This window comes from Campylobacter showae CC57C, from assembly GCF_000344295.2.
Lineage (GTDB): Bacteria > Campylobacterota > Campylobacteria > Campylobacterales > Campylobacteraceae > Campylobacter_A > Campylobacter_A showae_B.
The window spans coordinates 1-23,459 of sequence record NZ_AOTD01000157.1 but is presented as its reverse complement, the minus strand read 5'-3'; the positions used below and the strand labels follow the sequence as shown (position 1 = coordinate 23,459).

The following is a 23,459-nucleotide window of genomic DNA, read 5'->3' as shown; positions in this document are numbered from 1 at the left end:
AACGAAGTATAAACCAAAAAGACAAGCCGCTAAATTTACTTCCAAAGAAGATAGACCTTTTCTTCATAAATATCGCTACTCTTTGGACTCACCTCCACCTCCATCACTTCCACGTTTTGCACGTCGTTTTTGGCTTTTAGCGCGCTCGCGTCTTCTTCAAATTTCGCCATCAGCTCCTCGATCTGCGCGTTTAGCTGGGCGACTTCTTGCTCGCTTAGTTTGACGTCGCTGCGCTCTTTTAGCACGCTGTTTGCCGAGCGCGCGGAGGTTGCGACCTTGCCGATGTTACCGCTACTTAGCAGCCCTTTGCCAAAAATCGCACCCAAAATGCTCGCACCCACCGAGATCGCGGTCTCTATCCCCTTGCTTTTAAAGTCTCGCTGCTCTTTTTCTAGCTTTACCACCGAGCGGTTTAGCTTCTCCTCCAGCCGCGCTTTTTGCTTATCAAACTCAGCCGTGAGCTTGGCCGTTTGCGCCTCTAAAATTTCGTTGCATTTATCGGCCAAACGGACGTAAAACTCCTCCTTGCTCTCGCCCGGCGCCGAGCTTAAATTTAGCGCGCTAAAGAGCCTAAGTTTGTAGTTTCTATAGATAAATTCTTTGAAATTTTTGGTTAGCTCTTTGAAATTTTTAGCTCCGGCGACAAAGCCCGGCAACGGCGCGTAGGAGAGCTTGAAATTTGGCTCTGCAACCGCGGTAAAATGCATATTTTCGCTAGCTTCGCTCCAGTCGGCGCTTTTTTGAGCTTCATCCAGCCTTAGCGTGAAATTTACCTCGCGAACCTCGTCAAGCCCCTTTTTAGCGTCGTAAAATCGCACTTTCGCCTCGCCGTAAAGATACCCCTCCAGCTCGCCGCCCTCCTGCAAATTTGAGCTTGCAGCGTAAATTTGAGCGATATCGGGCGATAGCACGGGCTTAGCAGCAAAGCTTTTTGCCGGGCTTGATCCGCTCAAATTTAACCCGCTCTTTTGCTCTTTCATCAAATTTGAAATCTGCTCGCGGCTAAGCGGTCCTTTTAGGTAGCTCAGAGCCCAGCGCGTCGAGATGACGGACAGCCCGTCCTCGTGGATATTTTTTAGTAGGAAATTGCGCTTTTGTAAATTTGAGATGAGATTTTCTATCTCGCCTTTATCCATCGCAGAGCCCGCAAGCCCCGTCATACCGTCGATCACGCGTGCCTTATCCTGCGCGGTTTGCAAGCGCCCGATAAACCAAGTGCCGATGTTGCTAAGGCCTTTGTAGTCTAGATCGACCGGATTTTGGGTGCTTAGTATCACGCCAAGGCCGTGTGCGCGAGCTTGCTTGAGTAGAGTTAGCATCGGGATTTTGCTAGGCGGGTTGCCGTTTGGCGGGAAAAATCCGAAAATCTCGTCCATATAAAGCACGGCGCGAAGCGAGCTCGTACCCTCGGTCTTGCGCATCCACGCGATGATCTCATTTAGCAGCAGCGTCACGAAAAACATCCTCTCGCTGTCTTTTAGATGCGAGATCGTAAAGATATTGCACTTTGCCTTGCCGTTTGCGTTAAAAAGCATTTTTGAGATATCGAGTCGCTCGCCGCTTAGCCACGCGCGAAAATCAGGGCTTGCAAGCAGCGTGTTGATCTTGACGGCTAGCTTCATACGCTCGGAGCTCGGATAAAATTTCTCCACGTCAAATACGCCGATCTTTGCAAACGGAGGCGTCGCGATAAAGCTGATGAGCTCCTCTAGGCTCACGTCCGCGCCCTGGCTAAATTTATCGATAAAAATATTTGAAATGAGCAGATGTTCTTTTGAGTTTACGTCGTTTTCTATGCCCACAAGCGATAGCACCGAGCTAGCCAGAGAGCCGACGTACTCGCTAAACTCCTCGCTGCCTACGTCTAAATTTGGGCGCGCAAAATCGCCGAGCAACGCCACACCGACGCCGCTACTGCTCTTTGGCGTGTAAATTTTTAGCTCGGCGCTATCTTTAAAAAGTCCCACGCGCTCCAAGCTCTGAAACGAGCCTTCGATACCGTTTTTCCACGTCTGCGCTTCGCTCGCGGCAAATTCATCTACGCTCATGCCTTTGTTTTGCGCTTCGTTTTCATCGACGTACGGCGCAAAATCCTGCGCGCTCATCTGCGGGAACGCTAAGGCGAGGTTTGTCATATCGCCCTTTGGGTCGATTATAAAGGTCGGGATATTATCGATGCAGGCTTCTTCTAGGATGCTGATGCCAAGGCCTGTTTTACCGCTACCGGTCATGCCGATGATGGCCGCATGCGTCGTGAGGTCTTTGTTTTTGTAAAAAAACGGCTCTTTGTTTTTGAGGCCGACGTAAAATAGCTTTAAATTTTCTTGAATAGTTTTCATGAAATTTCCTTGTAGATTTTGGGCTATTTTACTGATTTTTGATTAAATTTCGGGTGAAGCTGCGGGGTAAATTTGAAATCGAAGCGGGTAAAATTTTAAAAAGGCAAGCACGATGCTCGCCTTTTTATTTTGCGTTAAATTTATTGGTAGGTTTTTAGCTGCTCTTTTAGCTCTTCGAGAGTTTCTTTTACGCGCTTGTCGGTAAATTTTACGATATTTTGATGCGCGTTTTGTTTGTTCATCACTTGGCAGCAGTATCTCATAGCGCCTTTGTATTTTAGCGACGTAACCAGCTTTAGATCGATGTCGACGTCTACTTTTTCACAAGATCCGTTTTCGCAGTCGGAAAGTCCGAGCTCAAATTTAGCGTTTACCTGCTCGCCGTCCCTAAACTCTCCGTCATCGGCACTAACGACGCCGAGTCCACCCTCGGAGATATCGTATAAATTCCCCTGCACTGCGCTACCGTTTTGAGCAAGAGAGACCTTAGTGTAGCGGTTCGGATAGACGCGCTGATATTTTCGCAGATTTGCATGCAAGTTGTGCATGTAGATAAAATCTCTAAGCGTCACGGTCAAATTCGACAAATCAAATCCTGCGATATCGGCTCTTAAATTTTCGGCAAAATACTCATCGCGCACGATGTAAGCGTTTTTTTCCTCTTTCATGGCCAAAATTTGCTCTAGCGTTACCTTGCAAACCACGGCCTCATCCTCGACGGCCATCACGCTGCCTTGACACTCGACCTTTACGCCGTTATATAAATTTAAAAAGTGAATTTGATGGTTGTCTTTTAGAGCCCTTGAAAATACGCTAATAGCGCCTTCTAAGATCATAGAACCGCTGTTATCAGTGTTGATCATTTAGAGGTTTCCCTTCCGAGATTTTAGAAATTTTCCCCTATTATAGTAAATTTATTTTGTTTTTAGTTTAAATTTTTTGCGTATTTCGTTAAAAATTTTGTGAAGTGAGTAAAAAGAGGGGAGAAAAGGGCGAGAGCTCGCCCTTAAATTTAGATGATTATAGTTTATCTGCGTTGTGAGATAGGTAGTCTGCGACGCCTGCGGTATCGGCTTTCATACCTTTATCGCCTTTGTTCCAGCCGGCAGGGCAAACCTCTCCGTGCTCGTTCGTAAATTGCATAGTATCTACCATCCTGATCATCTCGTCGATGTTTCTGCCAAGCGGAAGGTCGTTGACAACCGCATGGCGAACAGTGCCGTCTTTATCAAGTAAGAAGCTACCGCGAAGAGCAACGCCAGCGTCTTCTAGAAGTACGTCAAAACCGCGAGCGATAGACTTAGTCATATCGGCTACTAGCGGGAAGCGGACTTGGCCGATGCCGCCTTTGTTTACCGGAGTTTCTTTCCACGCAAAGTGAGAGAATTGGTTATCTGTCGAAACGCCGATAACTTCGATACCGCGGGCTTTAAACTCATCGTATCTCTTATCAAACGCGATAATCTCGCTAGGGCAAACGAATGTAAAGTCCATAGGGTAGAAAAATACTACTGCGCCCTTCTCGCCGATATTTTTATATAGGTTGAAATCGTTCACGATTTGATTGCTTCCTAAAACTGCTGCAGCTGTAAAATCAGGTGCTTTTTTTGTTACTAACATTTTTTCTCCTTAATAATTTTTATTTGTAGCGAAATTATATCATCTAAAGATTAAAAAGAGCTAAAAATTTAACGTTTTCGTTTTAAAATTTAACGCAAAAATTTAATATCAAATTTACTTAGTTTTTGATATTCTTGCGAAAATTTTGACCAAAAAGGATAAAAAATGGCAGTAAAAATAACAGACATTTGTATCAGCTGCGGCTCATGCATCGACGAGTGCCCAACGAGCGCTATCGTAGACGACGCAGATAACCCGACCGGCGAGGATGCATACTACGTCTATGCCGATAAATGCGTAGAGTGCGTAGGCTATAACGACGAGCCGGCATGCGCCTCGGCCTGTCCGACCGACGGCTGCATCGTTTGGGACGCTCCTTTTGCAGGACAGCCTTCTCGCGCCGAGATAACTGCAGATATGAGAACGGGCGAAACGGCCGTCATCTCGTAAACTTCGCATCTAAGCCCTTTTGCGGAGCTTATTTTGAAATTTAATTTTTTTTTGATATAATCACCGCCTTACAAAAACCACAAAAAGGAAATTTTATGCAGCAAACGCTTTCTATTATTAAGCCTGATGCCGTAAAAAAGGGCGTTATCGGAAAAATCGTGGATAGATTCGAAAGCAACGGACTAAGAATCGCCGCTATGAAAAAAGTCAAACTAAGCACATGCGACGCAAAAGCTTTCTATGCAGTTCACAAAGACAGACCTTTCTTCAACGATTTGGTTGATTTTATGGTGAGCGGACCGGTCGTAGTTATGGTTCTTGAGGGCGACGACGCGGTAGCTAAAAATCGCGATCTAATGGGCGCAACAAACCCAAAAGAAGCAAAACCTGGCACTATTAGAGCCGACTTTGCAGAGAGCATCGACGCAAATGCTGTTCACGGTAGCGACAGCCTAGAAAACGCTAAAAACGAGATCGCATTTTTCTTTGCAACAAGAGAAATTTGCTAAATTTAGGTTAAATTTTGAAAATATCTTTCGCCAAAATCGCAAATAATCAAATACCGTTCGAGCTAAACTCGGACGGACTGAATTTTAACGGCAATCTAAAAAGAATAAATCAAAATTTAGTTAGCTGTAAAGGAAAAATCGTAGGCGAGATAGCTCACAACTGCGACCGATGCGGCGAAGATATAAATTTAAAGCTTAATGAAGATGTAAATTTGATATTAAGCGACGGAATTTATAAGGATAAAGAAGAAAATCTTGACGATGTAGTCGAGTTTTTTGACGGTTTTATAAATTTAGAAGAAGTATTAACAAGCGAAATAGAAGCTTTTAAGAGCGATTATTTTTATTGTGATAATTGTAAAAATCTATAAAGGAGAATAAAATGGCAGTACCTAAACGAAGAGTAAGTCATACTCGCGCGGCAAAGAGAAGAACGCACTACAAAGTAACGCTTCCGGTTCCCGTAAAAGATAAAGACGGCTCATGGAAAATGCCTCACCGCGTAAATAAAACTACCGGAGAGTATTAATACAAATGACAAGCATTTGCATTGACGCGATGGGCGGCGACTTCGGTCCGCAACCTATTATCGGCGGCGTGATCGAGGCTTTAAAAGAAGTAAAATTTGAAGCCGTTTTGGTAGGCGATACGAAAATTTTAGAAAGCCTCGTTCCGCAAAATTTAAAACAATACGTAAAATTTATTCAAGCCGACGAGGTCGTTTCTATGAGCGACGGCGCCACCGATGCGTTAAAGCGAAAAGAAAGCAGTATTTTTAAGGCTATTGAGCTACTTAAAAATAAACAAACTATGGCCGTAGTTTCGGCAGGACACAGCGGAGCTACGATGAGTCTTGCCACGCTTCGAGTCGGGCGACTAAAAAACGTCTCGCGCCCAGCGATAGCAACGCTAATGCCAAACGTAACCGGCGGCAACACGCTAGTTTTGGACGTCGGCGCAAACGTGGACTGTAGGCCGGAGCATCTATTTCAATTTGCGATAATGGGCGAAGCCTACGCAAAAGAAATTTTAAAAATAAAATCCCCTAAACTAGGACTTTTATCTAACGGCGAAGAGAGCAGTAAGGGCAACGAGGCGACTAAAGAAGCCTTTGAAATGATCTCAAAACTCGACAGCTTTGTTGGCAACGCTGAAGGAAATCAGGTTTTTGACGGAAGCGTCGATGTCGTTATTTGCGATGGATTCGTCGGAAATATCCTACTAAAAACAAGCGAAGGCGTAGCTGACGCGATAACTAAAATCATCAAAAAACATGTTAAAAAATCCCCGGTCGCTATAGCAGGCTCGCTTCTCATGAAAAAAGTTTTTAAAACTCTAAAACAGCAAGTTGATTACGACGAATATGGCGGCGCACCGCTACTTGGCGTGAACGGCTGCGTCATAATAAGCCACGGTAAAAGCACACCAAAAGCTATCAAAAACGCGATATTTCAAGCTCTAAAATTCGCAAACTCCGATATAAATAAAGTCATCGAAGACGAGCTTTCGCACTTCGCAAAATGAAATTACAAAGAAAAATTTAATGCCAAAAGCCTCGCTAATATCCATAGCCGCATACGCTCCACCTAAAATTTTAACAAATTTCGACCTTGAAAAAATGGTGGAAACCAACGACGAGTGGATAGTTAAGCGTACAGGTATCAGCCAAAGGCATATAGCGCAGGATGAAGACACGAGCGAGCTTGGTACGAAAGCGGCAAAGATAGCGCTTGAAAGAGCAAATTTGACCGCAAAAGATATCGACGCCATTATTTGCGCGACCATCTCGCCCGATCACTTTTGTATGCCTTCGACGGCGTGCAAGATCGCTAAAAATTTAGGCATAAATGCCATTACGGCATTTGATATAAGCGCAGCCTGCACGGGCTTTATCTACTTGCTTGAGCTAGCAAAATCACTGATTGAAAGCGGAAGCAAAAAAAACGTATTGATAATCGGAGCCGAAAAACTAAGTAAGATCGTCGACTGGACGGACAGAACGACTTGCATACTATTTGGCGACGGAGCAGGTGCCGCGGTCGTAAGCGCTAGCGAAGAAAACGAAATAATCGACGTTCACACCGCAGCCGACGGTAACTACGCAAACCTGCTCATAACTCCGGGCGGAGAAGAGAAATTTATCAAAATGTCGGGCAATGAAGTCTTTAAAATCGCTGTCCAGACGCTAACCAAAGACGTCGTAGATATCCTAGAAAAAAATCGAATTTCAAGCGATAAAATCGATCTTTTTATACCTCATCAGGCAAATTTACGCATCATCGAAGCGGTCAAGCAACGCTTAAATTTTACAAACGAACAGTGCGTCGTAACCGTCGGAAAATACGGCAACACAAGCTCAGCCTCTATACCTATGGCGATGAACGATGCATACGAGGCTGGCAGACTTAAAAAAGGCGATTTGCTTTTACTAGACGCATTCGGCGGCGGCTTTACTTGGGGCTCGGCGCTGTTAAAATTCGGCGGCGAAAGCTACAAAAAATAATTTTAACAGATAGATTGCTATCAAAATTTAAATCAATTTCATAACCTAACAACAATCAACACAAAAACGCCCATCGGTCATTAAAATTTATCAAACGCGTATATAATAGACAAATTGTTTCCAGATGTCAGATCATAACAATACAGAATCCCATCATATGACGACGTAGAGCTTGGCATAAAGCGAGATTCGTTGCTTGAGTTTAAGCTATGCTACGATGATGAAAAGCCCGTTAGAGCCCTAGTTTTCATAGTGCCGGGTCTTGGCGGCGACGCGAATGAAAATTATAGAGAGCATTTAGCGCAGTTCGTAGCTAGCGAATTTGACGTAGCCGTAGCGAGTCCGAACTACCACTGTATCGGCAACAGGCCGCAAACGGGGGGCAACCTATTTTTTAAACGATTTAGACAAAATCATCCTTAAAAATAAATGCTCTAAAATCGGCGTAGAAATCACAGGCGATATCGGCTACGGCGCGCTTTCGGCGCTAGATGCGCATATAGGCGAGATAAAAGCGAGCGGCGGTTTGCCCGGCGATTTTAAATTACAAATATCCGTCACTTTGCAACCCACTAAAAACGAATATCAAAATTTCGGCGTTATGCAAGCTCAAGACGTGATAAATGCCGCGCTTTTTATCAAGGCAGATCCGCCGTTTAAAGCTGCGACCGATATAAACGAGCTGCCCGTGGTCCTAGTCGGCAGTTCGCACGGCGCATACATAAACGCCTTGGCGGCCAAATTTGCGCCGTGGCTCGTAGACGGCCTCATCGACAACAGCAGCTACGCGAAGCTAAACTGGGAGCTCATAGGCCTAGGCAAAGAGGCGGATTATCTCAAATTTCGCGAATACTCGACCGATATATATTTTAAAAATATCAAAATTTACGTCTTTACAAAAACGATGTGGACGCTACTGGATAAATCCTCGCCTCGATATTTCTCGCAGGCGCGCGAAGATATACGAAACGCCCTAGACGCCGCGCACCTAAAAGTCCAAAGCGAGTATCCAAAGCCTATTTACGCCGGCTATCACTGCGCCGCAAACGACCACTGCGCGTCGCCCGAAGAGAAAGCGCAACTCTACGAGGAGCTACGAAAGCTCGACTTTGACGCGACCTTGCATATGATAAAAGACGAGAACGAGCTTGACGGTAGGTTTCTCAAAAAGCTAACGCACGGCCTGGATATGTCTATCAAGCTTTTGATCGCCAAGGAGCTACCGCCGATGCTAGAAAAGATAGCCTCCCGCGAGAAGCAAATTTGCGAAAATAAAAGCATAACCTATCGCTCAGACGAGCTGGAATATAAATTTTCGGAGGCAAACGGCAAGATAAATTTGGAGATAAAAAGATGATTTTGCTCGCCGAGCGTTTTAAATTTCGAGCAAACTTTGCATTTATACGAGTTAATAAAAGCAGCAAGAGCTAAATTTAACTCGGCAGATTTAAGATCGCTCGCCATAAACCCAAAGCAAATTTAAGCGACCGCCCTTAAGCCAAAGCCGCTTAAATTTGAGCAAAAAGCAAAATTTGACGCGCCCCAAATTTAAACCCCCGAGTTTAAATTTACCCGAAACAAATCCAAATTCGAGCGGCGCGTCTAGCCAAATTTACCCATTTTTCCTTGCAAATTCTTTCATAAACTCAGCCAAAGTTCGCACGTTTGCGATACTCACGGCGTTGTAGATAGAAGCCCTGATGCCGCCTACGTGACGGTGCCCTTTTAGACCCAGCATGCCCGCATTTTCGGACTCGGCGATAAAGGCCGCCTCCAGATCGCGGTTTGCGATGGTAAAGCTAACGTTCATCAGCGAGCGGCTATCTTTTTGCGCGTGACCTTTGTAAAAGCCGCCAGAACCATCGATCACGCCGTAAAGCAGCGCCGCCTTTTGCTCGTTGATCTCATTTATCGCCGATAAACCACCCTGCTCCTGCACCCAGCCCAGCGTCAAATTTAGCAGATATATGCCAAAGGTCGGAGGCGTGTTGTATAGCGACGCAGCACTAGCGTGTGTATCGTATCGAAGCATCGTCGGAGTGCGTTCTACGCAGGCTCGCTCCAGCATGTCTTTACGGATGATGACGACGGTTACGCCGCTTGGGCCGGCATTTTTCTGAGCGCCGCCGTATAGCAGCCCCACGTCGGTGAAATCAACCGGCCGCGAGAAAAAATCGCTCGATGCATCGACTACTAGCGGAGCTTTGGAGCGAGGCAGCTCGCGGTACTGCGTGCCGTAGATTGTGTTGTTTGTGCAGAGGTAGCCGTATGCGGCGTCATCACTAAATTTAACCTCTGGGATGCGGTCGTAGGAGGTTTCTTTGCTGCTGGCGACTACTTCGTAGGATACGCCGACGTTTGCAGCCTCTTTGATCGCCTTGCTCGTCCAGACGCCCGTATCTGCATACTGCGCGACGCCTTGGGCGGCTAAATTTAGCGGTATCATCGCAAACTGCAAATGCGCGCCGCCTTGCAAAAATAGCACGTCGTACTCTTCGCCGATGCCGTATAGCTCGCGCGCCTTGGCCATCGCGCCGTAGTGCACCTCTTCAAAAATCTTGCTTCGGTGGCTGATTTCCATTATCGAAAAGCCCTTGCCCTGATAGTCGGTGAGCTCGCTTTGGGCGCGCTCAAGCACGCTAAGAGGCAGAGCCGAAGGGCCCGCGCTAAAATTTAGCTTTCTATTCATCCAAACTCCTTTCAAATTTGAGCTGATTTTAGCGTGATTTGCGTTAAAAAATCATTTTGCGTCGCAAGGGCGGCGGCAAAAGGGCGCAAATTTTACACTTTAAGCTACCTTTTGATACAATTTTTCATATTAAGGAGCGAAATTTGATAGAGATCGAGCGTAAATTTATCCTGCGTGACGCCGCCGTCATAAACGAGCTAAAAGCCCGCGACATCGACGTCCAGCAAAAAGAGGTGACGCAAATTTACATCAAAATCACTCCGCTTGAGGAGATTAGATTTCGCGAGGCTTCGGGCGTTTTTACGATCACGCAAAAATCAGGCGTCGGTCTAGCGCGCGAGGAAAACGAGAGCGAAACGGATGCCAAAAGCTTCAAAAAAGCCTTAAAAAACGCGGTCGCCGCTCCTATAAAAAAGACGAGATTTTTATTTCGGCTTGACGGCGCTGTTTGCAACGTAGATATTTTTCACGGCGCCTTAGAGGGGCTTGTTACTTTTGAGGCCGAGTTTAGCGACGAGCGCGAGGCGGCGGAGTTTAGCCTGCCTGAGTTTATCGCCGCGCACATAGTTAGCGAGGTAACGGAGGATGAGCGCTATAAAAATAAAAATTTAGCCCTTTTTGGCCTGCCGCAGGGCAGTTTCGACGCGCAAAAGAGCATTGAAATTTTACAAAATAGCCCCGAGCTAGAGCTAAATTTACCAAGCTACATCGGCGCGATGGATGCTATGCGGACGGTGTTTTTTCAGATTTTTACGGCGCTAAACAAACACCTAAACGAGTACGCAAGCTCTGGCGATGCCGAGGCGCTACATCAGATCCGCATAAATCTACGCAAAACGCGCTCGCTGCTTAAAATTTTCACTCCCGTTTTTGACCGGAAAACGGCTTGCTATTTTCTGCTAAATTTTAAAAAACTAGCCGAGCTAACTAACCAAAAACGCGATATAGACGTATTTTGCGAGTTTTTGCAAAAACAAAAAGGCTTTGAGTCGCTAGCTAGCGAGCTAGAAATTTTAAGCAAAACCCTAGCCCAAAGCGTCCAGGCCGAGCTCGAGCTACAAAGCGACGAAGCGAACGAAATTTTGCGCGACTGGGAGGTGTTTTTACGCGAGGGAAGCGACTTTTTTAAAGGCGAACTAGGAGACGCGCCGATAAAAAAACTCGCGGCAAAATCCATGCGAGCTCAAATTTTACGCCTCAAAAAATCTCTCTCAAATTTGAGCGAAACCACCGAAAATGCGCAGTTTCATAAGTGCCGCATCGAGATAAAAAGGCTGAGATACTTAAGCGAAATTTTCGGCGGCGGTTTTGATTTTGCTGCAGCCAAAAAATGCTTTAAAAAGAGCAAAATTTTACAAGGAACCTTTGGCTCGCTGCAAGACGCCGACATCTGGCTAGGCCTGCTAGCGCACGTAAAAAGCGGCGCCGAACAAAAGCGCATAGACAAACTCCAAGCTAAAATTTACAAAAAAATCTACGAGCTGCGAAGCGAAATTTTAGACTCGAAACCTAAAATTTTAAAAAGCCTCACAAAGCTTTCGCGCGGCTTAAAAATCTACTATATCTAAAGAGAAAAAATGGAAAAACAAGAAAAAATAGTTCAGATGTTTAATGACATCGCCCCCACCTACGACCTGGCAAACCGCGTGCTGAGCATGGGCGCGGACGTGAGCTGGCGCAAGATCGCGTGCAAAACGGTATTATCAAATTTCAAAGACTCAAGCGTAAATATCGTAGACGTAGCATGCGGCACGGGCGATATGATGGGCTTTTGGCAAAAGACGGCGGGCGAGTTTAACGTAAAAAACGAAAATCTAATCGGCGTTGATCCCTCAAGCGGCATGCTCGCGGTCGCCAAACAAAAATTCCCTGAGTTTAAATTTATCGAGGCGCTAGCGACGCAAACGACGCTTGATAGCGGCTCGATGGACGTGCTGAGCATCAGCTACGGCATCAGAAACGTGGTCGAGCGAGAAGCCGCGCTAAGAGAGTTTAACAGAGTGCTAAAAACGGGCGGGTATGTCGTGGTGCTAGAATTTACTAAGCGCAAAAAAAGCGGGATTTTAACGGGCGCTCGCGACTTTTATCTAGGTAAAATTTTGCCTAAAATCGGCGGCTTTATCTCCAAAAATAAAGAAGCCTACGAGTATCTGCCAAGCTCGATTGAGGGGTTTTTAGACGCGAAAAGCTTTGCGGACGAACTCGCCGCCGCTGGCTTTGAGATGCGCCTTTGTAAGAGCTTTTCGATGGATATTTCTACTCTTTTCATCGCGCAAAAGGCGCGTGAGTGCTAAGCGTCAGCGAGCTAAACGAGCAGGCCAAAACGCTGCTTGAGACGACGTTTTCGTACGTCGAGGTAGAGGGCGAGATCTCACGGCTCGTTAAACACAGCTCGGGCCACTGGGACTTCACGCTAAAAGACGAAAAGGCCGCGATCTCGGCGGTCATTTATAAATTTAACGCCGCCAAGCTCAAATTTGACGTCGCAGACGGCATGAAAGTCGCTCTCTACGGCAAAATTTCGCTCTACTCGCCAAGCGGCAGCTATCAGTTTATCGCGACTCTCATACGCCCAAGCGGCGAAGGCGAGCTCGAGCTTGCCTTTAAACAGCTAAAATCGCGACTTGAGAGCGAAGGGCTTTTTGATATTTCGCGCAAAAAACCGCTACCAAAATTTCCGCGCAAGATCGCGCTCGTAACATCAAAAACCTCGGCTGCGTTGCAAGATATGCTGCGTATCGCGCACGGATGCTGGGCGCTGGCCGAAATCATAGTTTTTGATTCGCTACCGCAGGGCGAAACCGCGCCCGCCTCGCTCATACGCGCGCTAAAAAGAGCCGATGCTAGCGGCGCTGACGCGATCGTACTAGCACGAGGAGGCGGTAGCAGAGAGGATCTGTGGTGCTTTAACGACGAAAATCTAGCCCGCGAGATCTACGCCGCGCGCACGCCCGTGATCTCGGCCGTCGGACACGAGATTGATTATGTTATCAGCGACTTTGTGGCTGATTTTCGTGCTCCGACTCCAAGCGCGGCGATGGCTGCGCTACTTCCCGATATGGGCGAGCTAATGCAAAGCATAGATAGGTTAAGCGAGGCGGCGGACGCGGCTTTCATGCGCGTTTGGGAGCGTAAATTTAACGCTCTTGCTATGATGAGAGCGAGATTTTCTCAGGCGAGCCTCACGCAAAAAATCGCTCGAAAAGAGCAAATTTTGCTAAATTTACGGCAGGCTTTAGACGCCGCCGTGCAAACTAAGCTGCTCAAATTTGAAAACGCGCTAGAACTCGCTCGCGCCGCATACGAGCAGCAAGAGTCCTTTTTCGCGCAGATTTCAAATTTCGTCCGAGTGCAAAAGGGCGGCAAAACCGTAAATCTAAGCGAGCTAAAACCGGGCGACCGCATCGCGCTAAGCTCGGTAAACGCAAGCAAAGAGGCGAAAATTTTATAATCAAATTTGACCCGGCCGATGCCGCGGCTCAAATTTTTAGGCAGGTTAAAAATTTTTAAGCTAAAAATAGTAAGATAATAACGCAAATCAAAATTTAAAGGAGCGATATGAAAACGAATGTAAAATTTTTACTAGCTGCGTGCGCCGCGATGCTAATAACCGGCTGCGCGACGGAGCGATCGCGCGTGGTCGAAACGCCAAAAGTTCAAACCCTAAACACCGCCTATCAAGGACAAAAGATCGCCGTTTCAATCGGCCGCTTTAGCAATCAGTCCTCATACCAAAACGGCGTATTTTCAGACGGCGAGGACAGACTAGGCAACCAAGCCCAAACCATCCTCATCTCAAATTTACAGCAAAGCGGGCGCTTTTCGGTGCTTGACCGCAGCAACATGCGCGCCATCAAAGAAGAAAGCGCGCTAAACAAAGAGGCGCAAAACATCAAGGGCGCAAGATACGTCATCACAGGCGACGTGACGGAGTTTGGCCGCAAAACGACGGGCGATCACCAGCTTTTTGGGATACTTGGCAAGGGCAAAACCCAAACTGCCTACGCGAAGGTAAACCTTAATGTCGTGGACGTGAAAAACTCCGAGGTGATCTACTCCACTCAGGGCGCTGGCGAGTATGAGCTCTCAAACCGCGAGGTGCTGGGCTTTGGCGGTAGCGCTGGGTATGATTCGACGCTAAACGGCAAGGTGCTAAGCCTAGCCATCATCGAGGCCGTAAATAACCTAACGCGCGGGCTTGAAAGCGGCGCTTTTAACGCGAAATAAGGATAAATTTTGCGCTTTAAAACTCTAGCCAATTTCGCGCTCGCCTCCGCCGCCGCCCTGCTAATATCTGGCTGCGCGGACGACTCGCCTAGGCAGCTATACTACTGGGACGGCACCTATACGAGCTCGGTCTACGAGTATCTAATCGAAGAGGGCGACGCGGGCGCGCAGATCGCCGCACTCGAGGAGAGTTTGCAAAAAGCCTATCAAAGAGCCGCCAAGGTCCCGCCGGGACTATACGCGCATCTAGGCCTGCTCTATCTCTCGCAAGGAAACGGGGCGAAATTTAAAGCCTACGTCGAAAAAGAAGCCGAGCTCTATCCCGAGTCGCGCGACTATGCGATGTTTTTGCTAAATCAAAATAGCAAAACGGCGGGCACGTCAGGCAAAACTGAGGCAAATTTAAGCGAGCAGACGAAGGAAAAAGCCGGCACGTCAAATTTGAACGACAAAAGCTCAAATTTAAGCGAGCAAACGAGCAAGCAAAATTTGAAAAACAAGCAAACAAAACCTGCCAAAACGAGCAAAACCGCAAAAGGAAGCCAAAATGAAAAATAAAATAAAATCGGCGCTCCTTGGCGCGTTTGCGGTGCTGTTTCTAGGCGCGTGCGCCGGCTCGCAGCCTCAAATCTACGACTATTCGGCGTTTTTACAGACCAAGCCTCGCTCGATCGTAGTCGTGATGCCGACCAGCGACTCATCCGAGATAAAGGCCTCCGCGGCGGTGCTAGCAAATGCGCTCTATCCGCTTAGCGAGGCGGGGTATTACGTATTTTCGCCCGCACTCGTAAACGAGACCTTTAAAAACAACGGCATCTACGACGCGGCGGAGATCGCGCAGATATCTACATACAAGCTAAAGCAGATATTTGGCGCCGACGCCGCGCTGTATCTAAACGTCGCGGACTACGGCACCTCGTATATGCTCATTAGCAGCGTCACGCGCGTGAGCGTAGCGGCGACTCTAGTGGATCTAAACACCGGCGCCGTGCTCTGGCAAAAGAGTGCGACCGCGGCAAACGACTCGGGCGACGGCGGCGGCAACCTCATCGGTATGCTAGTCTCCGCGCTAGTTAAACAGATCGCCGACTCGGTCTCGGACGCGAGCTTTGACCTCTCAGCGCGCGCAGACGCGATTTTGTTTAGCACCGATTGCAAAGACTGCTTGCTCTACGGCCCGTATTCGCCGCGATATGGCCAGGATAGACAGCTTGGCGGCGGCAAATAAATTTTAAAAAGGACGAAAATGAAACTAGCCGAGGCGCTGATACTGCGCGCCGACATACAAAAACGCATCGAGCAGCTAAAATCAAGGCTCGCGGATAACGCAAAGGGGCAAGAGGGGGAGAAACCCAGCGAAGAGCCAAAGGCACTGCTAGCTGAGTTAGACGCGCTTACGGGCGAGCTTGAGCGACTAATCGTTCGGATAAATTTAACCAACTGCACCGCAAAAACGGACGGCAAGAGCCTAACCGAGCTGATCGCCAAACGCGACGTACTCACGCTAAAAGCGGGAGCGCTGCGGGCTTTCGCGCAAGTTGCCGCACAAAAGATCGATGCATATTCGCGCAGTGAGATTAAAATCCTAAACACGGTCGACGTCGCGGCGCTGCAAAAGCAGGTGGACGAGCTAGCAAAGCAGATCAGACAGCTTGACACGACGCTGCAAGGCGCGAACTGGCAGACCGATCTGATCGACTAAAGCGTCAAATTTAGAAAAATTTCGGGTAAGTATCGCAAGAGGCGAGCATGAAAACCTTCCCTGTAGCGGAATTAGTAGCGCTCGCGGAAACGGCGCACCCCTTTTACGATTTATTTTCAGTAATTTTACATGGGTAACGTAAATGTGCAATGTAACTACCTAATGCTGATCTAGCGATACCGAGGGCGGGAACGGGGAAAATTTTGAAACGAAATTTTGATTTTTGCGGTGCGATTTGCGGGATTGCGGCGAAATTTAACGGCGATTTGGGCGGATTTGACGTTCAAATTTTGCGTTAAATTTAGGAACGCTTGCTATTTTACATTTTAGCTGCGAGCGTCGAATTTTACAAAAATCATAAAATTTAGCCAAATTTAAAGGATGAAATTTGAAATTTAAAACCCTTGCACTAGCGGTCGCGTTTTTCTTTGCGACGAGCGTAAATGCAGAGCTTGCGACAGAAGCGAATTCCATAAATTTTAGAAAAACGAGCGGCGCTGAACAAAATCTCGCGGACGCAAAAGACGCCAAATTTCAAAACGCGCATTCTCAAAATGCAGATACCGCAGCATACAGCACAAACTCATCGCAAAAAGCAACCCTCATCGACGAAGCGAAAAATTTCTACCGCGTGGACGAGCGGCTGTTTCGCAGCGCTCAGCTTGATGGAAGCTACGCCGCGAAGCTGCACGAGCTTGGCATCAAAAGTATCGTAAATCTGCGCCATTTTAGCAGGGGCGGCGACAAAAGGGCGTTTGGAGATCAATTTTGGCTCTCGAACAAGCCGCTTCAAAGCCAGGAGTAAGCCCGCGTAGATCGCGGACGTTCTGCGTACCATTCGCGAGCGCCAAAAAGAGGGCGCCGTGCTCGTGCACTGCTATCACGGAGCCGATCGCACGGGGCTTGTGGTGGCGATGTACCGCGTGATCTGATCGGGGCTAGATGCCGCGCGCAGCGAGATGATAGACGGCGGATACGGCTTTCACTCCATGTGGCAGGATATCGCGGGCTTTTTGACGCCGCAAAGCGAAGCGCTCGTAAGAGCCGAACTTGGAATTTAGACGAAATTGCGCCCGTCCGCCAAACAATGTATATTTTTAATCTATTTCAAATTTGCCGTATAATGGCATTAAATTTTAGAGTCGCAAGCAAAAAAATGATCTTGGTTTAGCAAGCCAAACGCAATCTTTGCTCGTGATAGCTTTGTAGCACATAAAAATTAGCTCGCCGATCAAAAAAGCGAGCTAAGAGCCTAATGGCGGCAGTTTTTGCAGTCTTTTACGGTTACGAGCACATTCATCTTTTCGATGAAATTTCCGAGCTTTCTCTCCAAACTTTCCTTGTACTCGCTTAGCGCCTCGCAGAAATTATAGTCCTCGACGTGTCCGCAGCTCTCGCATACGACGTGGATGTGCGGGTAGCTAAATATATCGTAGCGCGCCTTTTGATTTGGCATATTGACCTCGACAACGAGGCCTTCGTCCTTTAGCATATTTAGGTTTTTATACACCGTTGCGAGCGATACGGACGGGTTTTCGGCGCAGATCTCCTCATAAAGCTCGTCGATCGTTGGGTGCGTGTGGCGGTCGAGGATCTTGAGCACGCTGAGGCGCTGCGGAGTGGCTTTGAGACCGTGATTTTTGAGAAGTTCCATATAGTTCATCGTTTTTCCTGATAATTTTTAGCTAAATATACAAAAATTTTATTTAAAACTTCTTTATAGTTGGTAATATAAATTATTATTTACTAAAATTTGTGTCATTTGTAGTCAAATTTATACTTTTTGCGAGTTTAAGCGCTATACTCAAGGTAAATTTTAGACCTTTGGGCTCAAATTTACCCTGCCGAATTTAGCGTTTTGGGGCTTAAATTTGGCGCTTTGCTCGCCGAATTTAAATAAAAATCCGACTTTTAATGCGGCGTAAATTTTGCTATCGATCGTTGCAACCGAACGCCGCTTATCATCGCTACCGTAAAAATTATTTTTGTCGGTTGCGGCGATACCGCAGCGTTTTAGATACGGCTACATTTTTGAAGCAAAAGCGTAAAAATAATTCGCATTTTTGAATTTTTGCTAATTGCGATTTTAAATTTAAACAAGCTTCTGTGCCTTGCCGCACGGCTAAATTTACGAGCAAAAATCTACTTAAATTTTACCTTTTTGATAAAATCCGCGTCCAATCAAGCACCGGCGCCAAATTTAAGTATTTTATAAAAGGTAAAAACGAGAGTCTGCAATGTTTTTTAGCGATTTTATCCTAGGGCGCAGCAAGCAAAACAAACCTTAGCACAAAAGCCTATCGCGGCTCAAATTTAACCCAAAATTCGCTCGCAAGCCAGCCCGTAAAAAAGATAAACGAAGATAAAAATCAATAAAACCGGCTTGATGCGCACAAATTTACCTGTGCCGTTTAGGGGCGGTAAATCAAAGTAAGAGTAGCGAGACTGAGTATAAAAAAGGTTTGTTTCGCTCAGATTTTTCGCCCTTTCCGCCCAAATGCGCTCGCCAAAACGCGCAAAAACGCTTCAGCTCAAATTTGATCCGCAGACTTGGCTAAAATTTTCTCGCAAATGCTTACCGCATCGATACCAAGAGCTCTTTCGACATCAGCTGTAGCGCCGTGCGGGATAAACGCGTCGTCAAACTCAAAGCTAACGATGCGCACGTCAAAAATGCGCCGCTCTTGCAAAAACGCAGCTAAAATCTCGCCTACGCCGCCCTTTTTTGCCGTATCTGAAAAGACGTACCAAATTTTGTGCTTGCTTGCGAGCTCTTGCAAAAGTTCGCCGTCAAGCGGCTTAACAAACACCAGATCAACGAGACTCGGGTCAAATTCGCCGTTTGTTTTTTCGAGTAAAATTTTACGAGCGGCATTTGCTTTGCCAACGGCGTTGCCATAAGCGATAAATGCCGCTTCGCCGCCACCCTCGACCAGAATCTCGCCTTTGCCAAGCTCAAGCTCTCGCGCCTCAAATTCGCCCTGCCCCAGCGCAAAAGCTCCACGCGGATAACGAAAAGCACAAGGCCCCTCATGGGCGTATGCGTAGTGCATCGCGAGCCTAAAACTATCGGCACAGCGAGGCGCGAAAATCGTCAAATTCGGGATCAAATTTAGATAGCTCACGTCAAACGCGCCCTGGTGCGTCTCGCCGTCCTCGCCGACGATGCCCGCGCGGTCCATCGCAAAAACGACGTTTAGATTCATGATCGCGCAGTCGTGCACGACCTGGTCAAACGCCCGCTGCAAAAAGGTCGAATAAATCGCGATAAAGGGCTTAAAGCCCTCCTTGGCCATCGCAGCCATTGAAGCGACGGCGTGCTGCTCGGCGATCGCTACGTCCCAAAATCTATCCGGAAACCTCTCCATCAAAGCGTCTATGCCCGTGCCCGTAGGCATCGCGGCGGTCACTCCGACGATATCCTCATGCCTACAGGCGAGGTCTAGTAAATTTTCAGCAAAGAGCGAGGTGGCTGATTTGGCGGCTGATTTTTTGATAGCTTCGCCGCTTCGCAGATCAAAAGGGCTCACGCCGTGCCAGTTTGCTAGGTGCCCCTCGGCCTTTTCGTAACCCTTGCCTTTTAGCGTCTGCGCGTGCACGACGACGGGCTTTTTCATCCCTTTTGCGACGCTAAAAGCCTCGATGAGCGCCTTCACGTCGTGGCCGTTTACTGGACCGATATACTCAAGCCCAAGCTCCTCGAAAAACATCCCGGGCGTAAAGATCCTGATGCCCTCCTCCATCCTGCGAGCCATGTATGCGGCGCCATCTGGCATATAGCTCAAAAATTTCTCTACGCGGCTTTTAAACTTCTGATACAGCGGCCCGGCCATCATCTGCGAGAGATAGTTGCTAAAGGCGCCGATAGGCTTGCTGATGCTCATTTCGTTGTCGTTTAGGATGATGACACAGGGATTTTTGATATCGCCCAGTTCATTTAGCGCCTCGTACGCGATACCCGCGCTCATCGAGCCGTCGCCGATAAGGGCTACGGGGATGCGGTTTTCGCCTTTTAGCTTGATCGCCTTTGACGCGCCTACTGCCAGCGAGATAGAGGTGGAGCTGTGGCCGGCGATAAAGTAGTCGTATCTGCTCTCGGAGGGCTTAGTATAGCCGCTGATACCACCGAATTTTCTAAGCGTGTCAAATTTATCCCAGCGTCCGGTGATTAGCTTGTGCGCGTAGCTTTGGTGGCTAACGTCAAATATAAACGGATCTTTTGCGGCGTCGAAAACATAGTGCATCGCGACGATTAGCTCGACCGCGCCGATGTTTGAGCTCAGATGCCCGCCATTTGCGCTGACGGTTTGTAAAATTTTATCCCGAAGCTTTCCGCAAAGCGCTTCAAGCTCCTGTACGTTCATAGATTTTACGTCTATCATTGTCCTATTATCTTTTTGATTTTTTCTAGTCTAGCTTCGATCGTGCCCTCGAGATTGCCCGCGTCGCTAAGCACGATCGCTCCGCCCGCGCTGATGGCTTCGTCGGCGGAGCTTTTGACGTTTTGACCGGAGAAATTTTCTTTGATAAACTCGTAATCTTTCGGATTTACTTTTATCTGCACCTCTTTAGCGTCTTTTATCTCGCTAAAAAGCTCTTTGCAGATAGCTGCGGCGATGTTTGCCGAATTTAGCGAAATCTCTTTTTTTACGACCTCTTTTGCGACCTCGACTGCGGTGGCTGGCAGCTGCGCTTCGCTAGATGCGATGAGGCTTTCAAATTTAGCCGCCTGCTCCTCTAGCTTGTTTATCGAGCCTAGATACCTGCTCTCAAGCGCCTTTAGCTCCTCGTCAAATTTAGCCGCCGCCTCGTCTCTGCCCTGCTTTACGCCGTCCTCTTTGGCGCGCTGGATTTCGCTCTCTAGGCGTTTAGCGAATTCATTTTCTTGATTTTCGATTTGCATTTGCAGCTTTATCATGCTGCCGCTCATCTCGTCAGTGCGCTTTAACAGCTCCTCGATAAAGCTGGGTTCTGGTTTAAAATGCACGCCTTGCTCTTTTTCTTCGCTTAAATTTAAGCCCTCTTGCTCACCATTTAAGACGCGCTCGTGTTGATGCTCGGATGCGCGGCGAGTCTCGCTCTCGTGAGCTGTGTGCACATCCTCGCTTCTTTTTTCCTGGCCTAAAATTTTAAATCGATAGTTTTCTACAAAATGCTCTTTTGAGCGTTCGTTTGTTATTACGCTGCTTTTCATTCTATCATCTCATCGGCTTCGCCTATCTGGAATGCCCCGCCCTCGGCTAGGGCTTGGACCTGTTCTACGATGCGGCGCTGCGCCTCCTCGACGTCTTTTACGCGCACCGCGCCCAAAAACTGCATCTCCTCTTTAAACGCCTCGCTGGCGCGCTGAGACATGCTGGAGAGGAATTTCTCCTTGAGCGCGTCTCCGCTGCCTTTTAGCGCGACCATGAGGTCTTTTTTATCGACGTTTTTAAGTATCTCGCGGATAGCAGCTTGGTTGAGGGTGTTGATATCCTCAAATGTAAACATAAGCTCTTTGATAGTTGTAGCGAGCTTGTCGTCGATATCTTCGATGTATTCGATCGTAGCTTTTGATGCTTTTTGACCGAGGCGATTTAACACCTCCGCCACGGCTCTTGGTCCGCCGACTTCGACCTTGTAGGACGTGAGGCTCTCTAGTTTGCCCTCTAGCACTGTTGAAACGCGCTTAATGATGGACGGACTGATATCGCCCAAATTTGCCATCCTAACGACGACCTCGCTTCTAAGCTCATCGTTAAAAAACGAAAGTGTCTCGGCTGCGCTGGTTGAATCCATATGCGCCAAAATAAGCGCGATAGTCTGCGGGTGCTCGGTCATGATAAAATCCGCAAGTTGCTGAGGCTTGACCTTGGTGAGATAGCCGAAACTCTTTGAGTTTTCCATGCTTTTTGCGAGCTTATCGAGGATCTTTTGCGCGGTTTCCGGACCGAAGGTGCGGTATAAAATTTCTTTTGCGTACTCTAAGCCGCCGCTTCTCATGTATTGATTTGACTGCATGAGAGCGTAAAATTCTTCCAAAACAGCGGCCGCCACGTTTTTATCCATACTTTTTGCGGTAGCTATGTAGCGCGAAATTTCGGTTATGACGTCAACCTCCATATGCGAAAAAAGCAGAGTCGTGACGTCCTCGCCCAGCTGAATAAGCAAAATAGCGATCTTTTCGGGCATAGAAAGATCGTCATACACCATCTTTTGCTGTTCGTTTAGCTTTGTTGCCATTAAAAGTCCTTACGGTTGCTAAAATCCGAGTCGTTTTTGACCAGGTCTTGTAGCAAGACGGCGATCTCCTCGCTTCGCTCTTGCACGATTAGTTTCATCTTCTCTAGCAATACGTCGTAGCGCAGATCATCCTCGTTAAAGTTATCGCCGATACCCAGCTGCTCCTCGACCTTTTTCCTAGCGGCTTGAAATTTCTCCAGCGTATCTTCGCTATCGTCAAGCTGAATGTCGTTATCAGGTATTTCAGGCTCTTCCTCTTTGATCTCTTCGAGCATCTTAGCCATAAACGGCACGATGACTTTTTTGTAGAATATATAAAGCAAAATCGCGGCAAAAATATATTTTAGGATCGGCAAAAACGGCACTACGTAAAGATCGAAAAATGACTGAACCTTGCCTGCTGGCGTCTGTCCGTCTTGACGCTGGAACTCAAAGTTACTAACCGTGACCTCATCGCCTCTATTTTGATCAAAGCCGATAGACTGGCGGATAAGAGCATCGATTCGCGCTAGCTGCTCTTTTTCAAGCGGTACGTAGGCGATCTCTTTGGTCGGATTTCCGTTTTCGTCCTTTTTATTTTCGTATTTTCCGTCCACGACGACCGCGGCGCTTAGGCGGTTTATCTTAGCAAACTGATCCTTGACGCGCTCGACTTTTTTTGAGATTTCATAGTTTGTCGTAGATGAGCTTTTTGAGTACAGCTCTTTCATTTTATTATCTTGCAGGCCTTCGACCGGACCGATATTGCTCACAGCCCCTGGCACGCCTTGCACTTCGGCTTCTTTGCTGCCTTGGCGTTTTTCTTCGACGTTTTGCTCGCTTCTAGCTACGGAGTTTGGATCAAAGGTCTCGCTTTGGCTATCTTTTCTAGCAAAGTCAAAATCTATAGTGACTTTGGCTACAACCTTATCCGAGCCGCCCACGATAGGTGATAGGACGTTTATGATCTTTTCTTCGAGATTGTGCTCGGCGTCGCGTTTATAGCGGATTTGTTGCGTGATCTGATCGCTATCGTATTCGCCGTCCTCCTCGCCAAGCGGCACTCCGTCCTGACTCACGATTTTTACTTGCTCGGGTTTTAAATTTGCCACCGCGGCCGCGACTAAATTTTTAATGCCCGTGATTTGTTTTAAATTTAAGCTCTGCCCGTCTTTTAAATTTAACACGATAGAGGCGCTTGGCGGAGTGGCTCGCCCGG

General features: G+C 47.5%; 24 protein-coding genes and 1 pseudogene. 16 read left to right on the top strand and 9 right to left on the bottom strand.

Annotated elements, in window-relative coordinates:
- Positions 1-35: 35 nt before the first annotated feature.
- From H740_RS05960 to H740_RS05950, 3 genes are all read right to left on the bottom strand, one after another.
- Entirely contained in the window at positions 36-2,339 is a 2,304-nt protein-coding gene (locus H740_RS05960) for an ATP-binding protein (RefSeq protein ID WP_002952391.1), read from the bottom strand.
- 140 nt (positions 2,340-2,479) lie between these two features.
- Entirely contained in the window at positions 2,480-3,202 is a 723-nt protein-coding gene (locus tag H740_RS05955) for a PilZ domain-containing protein (protein ID WP_002952390.1), read from the bottom strand.
- A 157-nt stretch (positions 3,203-3,359) separates the two neighbouring features.
- Positions 3,360-3,959 (bottom strand): peroxiredoxin, encoded by a 600-nt coding sequence (locus tag H740_RS05950; protein WP_002952389.1) that lies wholly within the window; start codon positions 3,957-3,959, stop codon positions 3,360-3,362.
- Between the two features lie 165 nt (positions 3,960-4,124).
- Between H740_RS05950 and H740_RS05945 the strand changes: the two genes are divergently transcribed.
- From H740_RS05945 to H740_RS05915, 7 genes and pseudogenes are all read left to right on the top strand, one after another.
- Entirely contained in the window at positions 4,125-4,409 is a 285-nt protein-coding gene (locus H740_RS05945) for a DUF362 domain-containing protein (RefSeq protein WP_002952388.1), read from the top strand.
- Positions 4,410-4,504: 95 nt separating this feature from the next.
- Positions 4,505-4,918: a nucleoside-diphosphate kinase gene (gene ndk / locus H740_RS05940; RefSeq protein ID WP_002952387.1), complete on the top strand. Its 414-nt coding sequence runs from the start codon at positions 4,505-4,507 to the stop codon at positions 4,916-4,918.
- A gap of 14 nt (positions 4,919-4,932) precedes the next feature.
- Entirely contained in the window at positions 4,933-5,289 is a 357-nt protein-coding gene (locus H740_RS05935) for a YceD family protein (protein WP_002952386.1), read from the top strand.
- Between the two features lie 11 nt (positions 5,290-5,300).
- Complete coding sequence (gene rpmF, locus H740_RS05930) at positions 5,301-5,447, top strand: 50S ribosomal protein L32 (RefSeq protein WP_002943740.1); 147 nt, start codon at positions 5,301-5,303, stop codon at positions 5,445-5,447.
- Positions 5,448-5,452: 5 nt separating this feature from the next.
- Entirely contained in the window at positions 5,453-6,442 is a 990-nt protein-coding gene (gene plsX, locus H740_RS05925) for a phosphate acyltransferase PlsX (protein ID WP_002952384.1), read from the top strand.
- 19 nt (positions 6,443-6,461) lie between these two features.
- Complete coding sequence (locus H740_RS05920) at positions 6,462-7,421, top strand: beta-ketoacyl-ACP synthase III (RefSeq protein WP_002952381.1); 960 nt, start codon at positions 6,462-6,464, stop codon at positions 7,419-7,421.
- A gap of 147 nt (positions 7,422-7,568) precedes the next feature.
- A pseudogene (locus H740_RS05915) lies at positions 7,569-8,778 on the top strand (DUF2920 family protein).
- A gap of 255 nt (positions 8,779-9,033) precedes the next feature.
- Here H740_RS05915 and serC read toward each other — a convergent pair.
- Positions 9,034-10,110 (bottom strand): 3-phosphoserine/phosphohydroxythreonine transaminase, encoded by a 1,077-nt coding sequence (serC, locus tag H740_RS05910; protein WP_002952379.1) that lies wholly within the window; start codon positions 10,108-10,110, stop codon positions 9,034-9,036.
- Positions 10,111-10,253: 143 nt separating this feature from the next.
- Here serC and H740_RS05905 point away from each other — a divergent pair, with 143 nt between their 5' ends.
- The 9 genes from H740_RS05905 (at position 10,254) to H740_RS12180 (ending at position 16,971) form a co-directional block, all read left to right on the top strand.
- Entirely contained in the window at positions 10,254-11,678 is a 1,425-nt protein-coding gene (locus H740_RS05905; RefSeq protein ID WP_002952377.1) for a CYTH and CHAD domain-containing protein, read from the top strand.
- A gap of 9 nt (positions 11,679-11,687) precedes the next feature.
- Entirely contained in the window at positions 11,688-12,404 is a 717-nt protein-coding gene (gene ubiE, locus H740_RS05900) for a bifunctional demethylmenaquinone methyltransferase/2-methoxy-6-polyprenyl-1,4-benzoquinol methylase UbiE (protein WP_002952375.1), read from the top strand.
- Complete coding sequence (gene xseA, locus H740_RS05895; RefSeq protein ID WP_002952373.1) at positions 12,398-13,561, top strand: exodeoxyribonuclease VII large subunit; 1,164 nt, start codon at positions 12,398-12,400, stop codon at positions 13,559-13,561. The genes ubiE and xseA overlap by 7 nt, the downstream gene beginning before the upstream one ends.
- Positions 13,562-13,668: 107 nt before the next feature.
- Positions 13,669-14,337, top strand: a complete 669-nt coding sequence (locus tag H740_RS05890) for a CsgG/HfaB family protein (RefSeq protein WP_002952372.1) — start codon at positions 13,669-13,671, stop codon at positions 14,335-14,337.
- 9 nt (positions 14,338-14,346) lie between these two features.
- Positions 14,347-14,895, top strand: a complete 549-nt coding sequence (locus H740_RS05885; RefSeq protein ID WP_002952371.1) for a DUF4810 domain-containing protein — start codon at positions 14,347-14,349, stop codon at positions 14,893-14,895.
- Entirely contained in the window at positions 14,885-15,565 is a 681-nt protein-coding gene (locus tag H740_RS05880) for a DUF799 domain-containing protein (RefSeq protein WP_002952368.1), read from the top strand. The genes H740_RS05885 and H740_RS05880 overlap by 11 nt, the downstream gene beginning before the upstream one ends.
- Positions 15,566-15,583: 18 nt before the next feature.
- Positions 15,584-16,039 carry a DIP1984 family protein gene (locus H740_RS05875; RefSeq protein WP_002952366.1) on the top strand — a complete coding sequence of 152 codons (456 nt, stop codon included), beginning with the start codon at positions 15,584-15,586 and terminating at the stop codon, positions 16,037-16,039.
- A 388-nt stretch (positions 16,040-16,427) separates the two neighbouring features.
- The gene (locus tag H740_RS12185) at positions 16,428-16,844 is read left to right on the top strand and encodes a protein-tyrosine phosphatase family protein (RefSeq protein WP_002952364.1); all 417 of its coding nucleotides are present in this window, start codon (positions 16,428-16,430) and stop codon (positions 16,842-16,844) included.
- A 10-nt stretch (positions 16,845-16,854) separates the two neighbouring features.
- Positions 16,855-16,971, top strand: a complete 117-nt coding sequence (locus H740_RS12180) for a tyrosine-protein phosphatase (protein ID WP_331456430.1) — start codon at positions 16,855-16,857, stop codon at positions 16,969-16,971.
- 320 nt (positions 16,972-17,291) lie between these two features.
- Here the strand turns inward: H740_RS12180 and H740_RS05865 are convergent, their stop codons facing one another.
- The 5 genes from H740_RS05865 to fliF form a co-directional block, all read right to left on the bottom strand.
- A complete protein-coding gene (locus H740_RS05865; RefSeq protein ID WP_002952362.1) occupies positions 17,292-17,702 on the bottom strand; it encodes a Fur family transcriptional regulator in 411 nt (136 codons plus the stop codon).
- An 868-nt stretch (positions 17,703-18,570) separates the two neighbouring features.
- The gene (gene dxs / locus H740_RS05860) at positions 18,571-20,418 is read right to left on the bottom strand and encodes a 1-deoxy-D-xylulose-5-phosphate synthase (protein WP_197273062.1); all 1,848 of its coding nucleotides are present in this window, start codon (positions 20,416-20,418) and stop codon (positions 18,571-18,573) included.
- Positions 20,418-21,233: a flagellar assembly protein FliH gene (fliH, locus tag H740_RS05855; protein ID WP_002952358.1), complete on the bottom strand. Its 816-nt coding sequence runs from the start codon at positions 21,231-21,233 to the stop codon at positions 20,418-20,420. Before fliH ends, dxs begins: the two co-directional genes overlap by 1 nt.
- A complete protein-coding gene (fliG, locus tag H740_RS05850; RefSeq protein ID WP_002952357.1) occupies positions 21,230-22,261 on the bottom strand; it encodes a flagellar motor switch protein FliG in 1,032 nt (343 codons plus the stop codon). Before fliG ends, fliH begins: the two co-directional genes overlap by 4 nt.
- Positions 22,261-23,459 (bottom strand): flagellar basal-body MS-ring/collar protein FliF (gene fliF, locus H740_RS05845; RefSeq protein ID WP_002952356.1); only part of this gene is annotated, 1,199 nt, incomplete at its 5' end. The genes fliG and fliF, both read right to left, overlap by 1 nt.